The organism is Streptomyces sp. NPDC054770 (assembly GCF_053611985.1).
This window is the reverse complement of record NZ_JBSHBL010000106.1, coordinates 24,027-31,722: the sequence shown is the minus strand read 5'-3', so window position 1 is coordinate 31,722 and position 7,696 is coordinate 24,027. Positions and strand designations below refer to the sequence as shown.

At 71.6% G+C, this 7,696-nt stretch carries 9 protein-coding genes; 1 reads left to right on the top strand and 8 read right to left on the bottom strand.

Annotated features, from left to right (window positions below; genetic code table 11):
• The 8 genes from ACWGKQ_RS46910 to ACWGKQ_RS46875 all read right to left on the bottom strand — a co-directional run.
• Positions 1-1,739: homocysteine S-methyltransferase family protein (locus tag ACWGKQ_RS46910; RefSeq protein WP_453298228.1), on the bottom strand; the 1,739-nt coding region annotated here is incomplete at its 3' end.
• Positions 1,736-2,737, bottom strand: a complete 1,002-nt coding sequence (locus ACWGKQ_RS46905) for a carbohydrate kinase family protein (RefSeq protein ID WP_453298227.1) — start codon at positions 2,735-2,737, stop codon at positions 1,736-1,738. The genes ACWGKQ_RS46905 and ACWGKQ_RS46910, both read right to left, overlap by 4 nt.
• Positions 2,738-2,835: 98 nt before the next feature.
• Positions 2,836-4,044: a methionine adenosyltransferase gene (gene metK / locus ACWGKQ_RS46900; RefSeq protein ID WP_453298226.1), complete on the bottom strand. Its 1,209-nt coding sequence runs from the start codon at positions 4,042-4,044 to the stop codon at positions 2,836-2,838.
• A 66-nt stretch (positions 4,045-4,110) separates the two neighbouring features.
• Complete coding sequence (locus tag ACWGKQ_RS46895; RefSeq protein WP_453298225.1) at positions 4,111-4,290, bottom strand: hypothetical protein; 180 nt, start codon at positions 4,288-4,290, stop codon at positions 4,111-4,113.
• Between the two features lie 74 nt (positions 4,291-4,364).
• Entirely contained in the window at positions 4,365-5,276 is a 912-nt protein-coding gene (locus ACWGKQ_RS46890; RefSeq protein ID WP_453298224.1) for an alpha/beta hydrolase, read from the bottom strand.
• Positions 5,277-5,321: 45 nt separating this feature from the next.
• The gene (locus ACWGKQ_RS46885) at positions 5,322-5,483 is read right to left on the bottom strand and encodes a hypothetical protein (protein ID WP_453298223.1); all 162 of its coding nucleotides are present in this window, start codon (positions 5,481-5,483) and stop codon (positions 5,322-5,324) included.
• Positions 5,480-5,779: an acyl-CoA carboxylase epsilon subunit gene (locus ACWGKQ_RS46880; protein ID WP_453298222.1), complete on the bottom strand. Its 300-nt coding sequence runs from the start codon at positions 5,777-5,779 to the stop codon at positions 5,480-5,482. Before ACWGKQ_RS46880 ends, ACWGKQ_RS46885 begins: the two co-directional genes overlap by 4 nt.
• Before the next feature lie 165 nt (positions 5,780-5,944).
• Positions 5,945-7,042, bottom strand: a complete 1,098-nt coding sequence (locus ACWGKQ_RS46875) for an NAD(P)/FAD-dependent oxidoreductase (protein WP_453298221.1) — start codon at positions 7,040-7,042, stop codon at positions 5,945-5,947.
• Between the two features lie 197 nt (positions 7,043-7,239).
• Here ACWGKQ_RS46875 and ACWGKQ_RS46870 point away from each other — a divergent pair, with 197 nt between their 5' ends.
• Positions 7,240-7,692, top strand: a complete 453-nt coding sequence (locus tag ACWGKQ_RS46870; protein WP_453298229.1) for a MarR family winged helix-turn-helix transcriptional regulator — start codon at positions 7,240-7,242, stop codon at positions 7,690-7,692.
• Positions 7,693-7,696: the final 4 nt, after the last annotated feature.

Below are 7,696 nucleotides of genomic sequence, written 5' to 3'. Positions count from 1 at the left end.
AGGATCTTCGACGCGTGCACGATCGCCGAGTCCAGGCCCGCCTTGACACACTCCTCCAGGAAGACGGAGTTCAGCAGGATCCGGGCGGCCGGGTTGAGACCGAAGGAGATGTTCGACAGGCCCAGCGTGGTCTGGACGTCCGGATGACGGCGCTTGAGCTCGCGGATCGCCTCGATGGTGGCGACACCGTCCCCCCTCGACTCCTCCTGACCGGTGCAGATCGTGAAGGTCAGGGTGTCGATGAGGATGTCCGACTCGTGGATGCCCCAGTTCCCGGTCAGGTCCTCGATCAGCCGCTCGGCGATCTCCACCTTCTTCTCCGGGGTACGGGCCTGGCCCTCCTCGTCGATGGTCAGCGCGATCAGCGCCGCACCATGCTCCCGGGCCAGCCGGGTGACCTTCGCGAAACGGGACTCCGGACCGTCGCCGTCCTCGTAGTTGACGGAGTTGATGACCGCACGCCCACCCAGCTTCTCCAACCCGGCCCGGATGACGGGCACCTCGGTGGAGTCGAGAACGATCGGCAGCGTCGAGGCCGTCGCGAACCGGCCCGCCAGCTCCTCCATGTCGGCGACACCGTCCCGGCCCACATAGTCCACACAGAGATCCAGCATGTGGGCGCCCTCGCGGATCTGCTCGCGGGCCATCTCCACACAGTCGTCCCAGCGGCCCTCCAGCATGGCCTCGCGGAACTTCTTCGAACCGTTCGCGTTCGTGCGCTCACCGATCGCCAGGTACGCGGTGTCCTGACGGAACGGCACCGTCTGGTACAGGGAGGCGGCACCCGGCTCGGGCTGCGGCGAGCGCGGCACCGGCTCGACGCCGCGCACCCGCTCCACCACCTGCCGCAGATGTTCCGGGGTCGTACCGCAGCAGCCGCCCACCAGCGACAGCCCGTACTCGCGCACGAACGCCTCCTGCGCGTCCGCCAACTCCGTTGCGGTCAGCGGGTAGTGGGCGCCGTCCTTGCCGAGGACCGGCAGACCGGCGTTCGGCATGCACGAGAGCGGGATGCGGGCGTGCCGGGCCAGATGACGCAGGTGCTCGCCCATCTCGGCCGGTCCCGTGGCACAGTTCAGGCCGATCATGTCGATGCCCAGTGGCTCGAGCGCCGTCAGCGCCGCACCGATCTCCGAACCGAGCAGCATCGTGCCGGTCGTCTCGACGGTCACCGAGCAGATCAGCGGGACGTCCTTGCCCAGCGCGTCCAGCGCCCGGCGGGCGCCGACGACCGCCGCCTTGGTCTGCAGCAGGTCCTGCGTCGTCTCCACCAGCAGGGCGTCCGCGCCGCCGCCGAGCAGGCCCTCGGCGTTCTGCTGGTAGGCGTCGCGCAGCATGGTGTACGGGGCGTGGCCCAGCGTCGGCAGCTTGGTGCCGGGGCCCATCGACCCGAGCACCCAGCGCTGCTGCCCGGTCGACGCGGTGAACTCGTCGGCCACCTCGCGGGCCAGGCGGGCGCCCGCCTCCGACAGTTCGAAGACGCGGTCGGCGATGTCGTACTCACCGAGCGCGGCGTGGTTGGCGCCGAAGGTGTTCGTCTCGACGCAGTCGACGCCCACCGCGAAATACGCCTCGTGGACGGAGCGCACGATGTCGGGGCGGGTCAGGTTGAGGATCTCGTTGCAGCCCTCCAGGTTCTGGAAGTCCTCGAGGGTGGGATCCTGCGCCTGCAGCATGGTGCCCATCGCCCCGTCGGCGACGACGACTCGGGTGGCGAAGGCTTCACGGAGGTCTGTCATGGCGTGCCGTCCAGGACTTCCAGGGCGTGCAGAGCGGGGGCCAGTTCTTCGGCCGCGGCCGCGCCGTACGCACGCTCGGCCGTGGTCAGAAGGTGGTGCCGGTCCACGCGGTAGGTCTGCGAGCCGACCGTGGACAGGACCGTGGACGCCAGCACGCAGCCCAGGCGGGCCGCGGCGGGCAGCGGCAGATCGTGGCCGAGCGCGGCGAGGAAGCCGGCCCGGAAGGCGTCGCCCACCCCGGTCGGGTCGGTGACCGGCGCGTCGGGGACGGCGTCCACGGTGAGCGGGGCGTGGCCGGCGCGGTCCACGCGCACTCCGGCGCTCCCCAGGGTGGTGACCCAGGCGCCGACCCGGGCGAGGACGTCGTCCCGCTCCCAGCCGGTGCGTTCGAGGAGCAGAGCGGCCTCGTACTCGTTGGTGAACAGCCAGCGGGCGCCGTCCACCAGGTCGCGCACCTGGGGGCCGTCGAGGCGGGCGAGCTGCTGGGAGGGGTCGGCGGCGAAGGGCAGGCCGAGGCGGCGGCACTCGCGGGTGTGCCGGAGCATCGCCTTCGGGTCGTCGGGGCCGACCAGGACCAGGTCGGGGCGCGGCCGCCCGTGGAGGGACCGCGCCAGGTCGATGTCGCGAGCCTCCTGCATGGCGCCCGCGTAGAAGGCGGCGATCTGGTTGGCGTCCTCGTCGGTGATGCACATGAAGCGGGCGGTGCCGCGCTCGGCCGAGACGTGCACGGCGCCGGTGTCGACGCCGTGCTCCTTGAGCCAGACCTCGTGCTCGGCGAAGTCGGCACCGACGGCCCCGACGAGCAGCGGGGCGAGGCCGAGGCCGCCGAGGCCGAAGCAGATGTTGGCGGCGACCCCGCCCCGGCGCACCTCAAGCGCGTCGACCAGGAAGGACAGGGAGACATGGGCGAGTCGGTCGGGGATGAGCTGGTCCGCGAACCGACCGGGGAAGACCATCAGATGGTCCGTGGCAATGGATCCTGTCACCGCGATACGCACATGAACTCCTGAACTCCTGTCGGGTGGCAGGCACCGGACGGACCGGCACCTGCCGGCCTGGGGATGCGTGATTCCTGGGGCTGGATTCGGGCAGGGCGTCAGATGCCCGCGGCGGCCCTGAGCGCCTCGGCCCGGTCGGTGCGCTCCCAGGTGAAGTCGGGCAGTTCGCGGCCGAAGTGGCCGTAGGCCGCCGTCTGGGCGTAGACGGGACGCTTCAGGTCGAGGTCGCGGATGATCGCGGCGGGGCGCAGGTCGAAGACCTGGGTGATGGCCTGCTCGATGGCGTCCTGGGCGACCTCACCGGTGCCGAAGGTCTCGACGAAGAGGCCGACGGGCTCGGCCTTGCCGATGGCGTACGCGACCTGCACCTCGCAGCGGGACGCCAGGCCGGCGGCGACCACGTTCTTGGCGACCCAGCGCATCGCGTACGCGGCCGAGCGGTCCACCTTGGACGGGTCCTTGCCGGAGAAGGCGCCGCCGCCGTGGCGGGCGTAGCCGCCGTACGTGTCGATGATGATCTTGCGGCCGGTCAGGCCGGCGTCGCCCATCGGGCCGCCGATCTCGAAGCGGCCGGTGGGGTTCACGAGGAGGCGGTAGCCCTCGGTCTCCAGCTTGATGTCGTCCTCGGCGAGCTCGGCGAGCACGTGGTCGACGACATGTTCGCGCACGTCCGGGACCAGCAGCCCGTCCAGGTCGATGTCCGGGGCGTGCTGGGAGGAGACGACGACGGTGTCCAGGCGGACCGGCCGGCTGCCCAGGTACTCGATGGTGACCTGGGTCTTGCCGTCCGGGCGCAGGTAGGGGACGGTGCCGTTCTTGCGGACCTCGGTGAGGCGCCGCGAGAGGCGGTGCGCCAGCTCGATCGGCAGCGGCATCAGGGTGGGCGTCTCGTCGGTGGCGTAGCCGAACATGATGCCCTGGTCACCGGCGCCCTGGGCGGCCAGCTCGTCGCCGGTGCCCTCGACGCGGGACTCGTAGGCGGTGTCGACGCCCTGCGCGATGTCCGGGGACTGGGCGCCGATGGACACCGACACACCGCAGGAGGCGCCGTCGAAGCCCTTCGCGGAGGAGTCGTAGCCGATCTCGAGGATCTTGTTGCGGACGAGCGTGGCGATGTCCGCGTACGCGGTCGTGGTCACCTCACCGGCGATGTGCACCTGGCCGGTGGTGATCAGGGTCTCCACGGCGACGCGCGCGGCCGGGTCCTGGGCGAGCAGGGCGTCGAGGACGGTGTCGCTGATCTGGTCGGCGATCTTGTCGGGATGGCCCTCGGTCACGGACTCCGAGGTGAACAGACGGCGGGACATGTCTCTCCAGGGTGGGTGGTGAGGGTGGATCGGCGGGTGGGTGCGCGCGGCGCTGCGCGCGGTGGGTCAGTCGGTGCCGCGGAAGATCGACGGGTCCGGGACCTGGCGCTCCTCCCCGGCGAGCAGGGCGGGCCGCACGACGGCTGCCCCGACGAGGGGGCGGCGGGCGCGGGCCGGTTGGGCCGGGTCCGGGACGTGCGCGGCTTCCTCGAGTGAGTCAGGAATGTCCAGCGTGTCGATGCTCATCTCTGTCTGTCTCCCGATGACTTCGGCGGCTTCGGCGGCTTCGGCGGATCGGCGGCTCGTGTCCCCGGTCGGGGTCACACCGCGGGGACCGGCCGGCTCACCGGCCGGGCGGGCGCCGCGTCCTTGGCGAGCAGGCAGTCCTCCAGGAAGCCGAGGGCCTTGAGGTGGTAGGTGCGGGCCGCCCAGCCGAGGCTCAGGTTGTGCCCGGCGTCCGGCTGGTGGGCGATGACGGTCGTGGTGGCGGCCAGCGGCCGGCGCAGGGCGGCCAGGGCGTCGTCGTCGAACAGCCACCACTGCTCCTGCTCGGCGAAGGTGAAGCGGACCGGGATCCGTACCCTGCGGGCGATCCGCGGGTACATGCCGGGCCACAACGGCCCCTCGTGCGCCTCCAGTTCGGGTACCGGCGACACGAGGTGGCGGCCCTGCCGGAAGGCGTCCGGCGGGTAGAGCCGCAAGGAGCCCCAGTGGCGGCGCCAGTCACCGTGGCCGTGCCGGCCCGGGAGCTGGTCGGTGCGTACGGCGAGGCGGCTGCCGAGGCCGGAGATGTCCAGGCCGATGAGGCTGCGGCCGCGCTCCTCGGCGGCCGCGGCCAGGGCGAGCTTGCCGCCGTTGGAGTGGGCCACGAGGAAGATGCCGGCGCCTGTGTCATGGGTGGCGGCGAAGTCGGCGAGACCGTCGTGCAGCGTCACCGCCTGCGCGGCCAGCCCCTGGCCGCGCGGCAGGTGGGGGGCCGAACTTCCGTAGCCGGGGCGGTCGACGGCCAGGACGGTGTAGCCGAGGTCGGCGCCGAGGGCGAGCAGCGACAGTCCGGGGCGGGCCCGGCTGTCGAAGTAGCCGGCCCGCATGCCGCCGCCGTGCACCGCGACCACGACGGCCCGGGGCCGGCCGGAGGGCGGCTCGGCGATCAGTGCCGACAACGGGATCCCGGCGGCGTCGAGGGTGATCTCGCGGGCCCGGAAGGCATCGGTGGTCAACGGCTGGGCCATGGGATCAACAACTCCGGGCGGTTGGGAGGTACCCGGGTGCCGCCCTCATCTCCTGGCCGGCGCCAGGCGGCGGGTGAGGCGGCGGCGTACCAGGCGGCGTACCAGGTGGTGGACCAGATGGTGGACGGGGACGCCGGGTTCACCGGGGTGCGGCGGCAGGGCGCGCTCCGTGCCGGCCTGGGGCACGCGCGCGTCGGACGCGCTCATCGTCGGTATGCGTCGTCGCGCCAGCTGCGCGGTGTGCCGGCGCGGGTGCGCCGTTCGAGGCGCTGCCAGCGTGCGGTGCGGCGGCCGGACTCCGGGCCCTCGGCGTGGTCCTGCTCCGTGCTGCCGGCGGCGGCCGCGCGGGCGAGCAGCACGGCGGTGAGCGCGGCGAGTTCGGTCGCGTCGGGGCTGCCCTTCTCGATGCGCAGCACGGTGCCGGCCGGACCGGTGATGATGTCCGTCCTGTCCTTGCTGTCCGTGCTGTCCTTGGCGTCCTTGGTGTCCCTGGACGGTGGCATGGGCGTCGTCTCCGTGGTCGTGGGAACGGATCGGGAAACGCGAACGCCGCACGAACTCGCCGGTCCCGGACGGGGGATGGGGGAACCGGCGAGCTCGCGCGGCGAGCTCGGGTGGTGCAGTGGTGCAGTGGTGCAGTGGTGCAGTGGTGCGAGGCTGTCGCCGGGTCAGGCGGCCGTGGGGCCCAGCTGGCCGACGAAGCGGCCGGTGAACAGGTCCTGGCCCTTGAACTGGGAGACCATCTCGGTCGGGGCGACGAACGGGCCCTCGGGCGAGGGGAGCTGGCCGACGCCGCCCTCGCTGCCGAGCGGCAGGAGGATCATCGGGAAGCCCAGCGGCTGGTAGGTCGCCGTCGGCTCCTCGCCCTTGATCTGGGCGAGGATGTTCTTGGCGACGACCTCGGCGTGCTGCATCGCGTAGCCGGCCATCTTGGCCTCGGCGACGTCGGTGATGTCGCCGACCGCGTAGACGTGGTCGTGGCCCTTGACGTTGAGCTTCTCGGTCACGGGGACCTGGCCCCGCTCGGTGAGGGCGGTGAGCTTGCCGTCGGCGAGGTAGTCGTTGTTGATGACCGTGCCGAAGGCGCGGTACCAGACGTCGGCGGTGATCTCGTCACCGGCGGTCGTGGTGACGGTGAACGAGCCGGCCTGGCCGGAGGGGGTGCCCGGCTCGGCCGTCAGGCCGGTGCCGAGGCGGACCTCGATGCCCAGGGCGTCGAGCTGGCCGTGCAGGTCCTGGACGACCTCCGGCTTGAAGCCGGGGAGCAGTTCCTTGGCCGGGTCGACGATGGTCACCTTCTTGTCCGGCCAGACCTGCTTGATCTCACCGGCGAGTTCGAGGCCGACCGGGCCGGCGCCGAGGATGAGGACGTTGTCCGCCTGCAGCAGTTCCTTGTGCGAGGCGCGGAAGTCCTTGAGCGCCTCCTCCACGGTGGCGGCGGAGGGGTTGGCCGGGTAGGCGTAGCTGGAGCCGGTGGCCAGGACCACGTAGTCGGCCGCGACGTGCCGGCCCGAGGCCAGGGTGACGCCGGTGGGGTCCACGGAGACGGCGCGGTCCTGAACGACCTGGCCGTCGGTGAGCAGCGTCTTGAACGGGAAGAACATGTTGGGCGCCCACTCGGGCTGGGCCAGTGCGCGCAGCGACCCCGCCACGTTGGCGAAGGCGTCACGCGGGTCGATCAGGACGACCTCGGCCTCGGACTCGAGGGCCTTGGCCACCGCGGCGCCCCCGTAGCCTCCGCCGACAACGGCGACTTTACGACTCATGATTCACACTCCACAAACCAATGAAATTGCGTCGGGCTCTGCTCGAAAACGCTAATTGATTCGCACTGCGAACCACAATGCAGAGAAACTTCAGGAACTACAGATCTTTGTTAAGAAGTAGAAGTTCCTGCTACGAACTTTCGATATTCGGGTGCTACGCTGCACGCGTGGCCAAGCATGAGGACGACGACGGCGCGATGGGGCTGGCGGCCGCACTGGTGCGGTCATCGTTCCTGGTCAACGCCGTGTATGCCCAGGTGAGCCGGGAGCACGGACTGACCCCGCAGCAGGGCCAGTTGCTGTGCGTGCTGATGGCGCAGCCGTACGGAATGAGCGAACTGTGCTCGATGCTCGGGCTCGCCAAATCGAGTCTGACCGGGCTGGTGGACCGCACCGAGAACAACGGCCTGGTGCGGCGCGAGAACGATCCGCGCGACAGCCGTGCGGTACGGGCGGCGCTCACCCCGCGCGGCGCACGGCTCGCCGACCGCTTCTACACCGACGCCTGCCGGCGCATCGAACAGCTGCCGGCCGGCCTCGACGCCGCGGGACGGGACGCTCTCGCCGCGCTGCTCGGCCGCGTCGTGCGGGACAACGACGGCCCCGTGGTCTTCGTCGAACCCGGCCACGGGGCCGCCGCCCGCGGCTGACGGG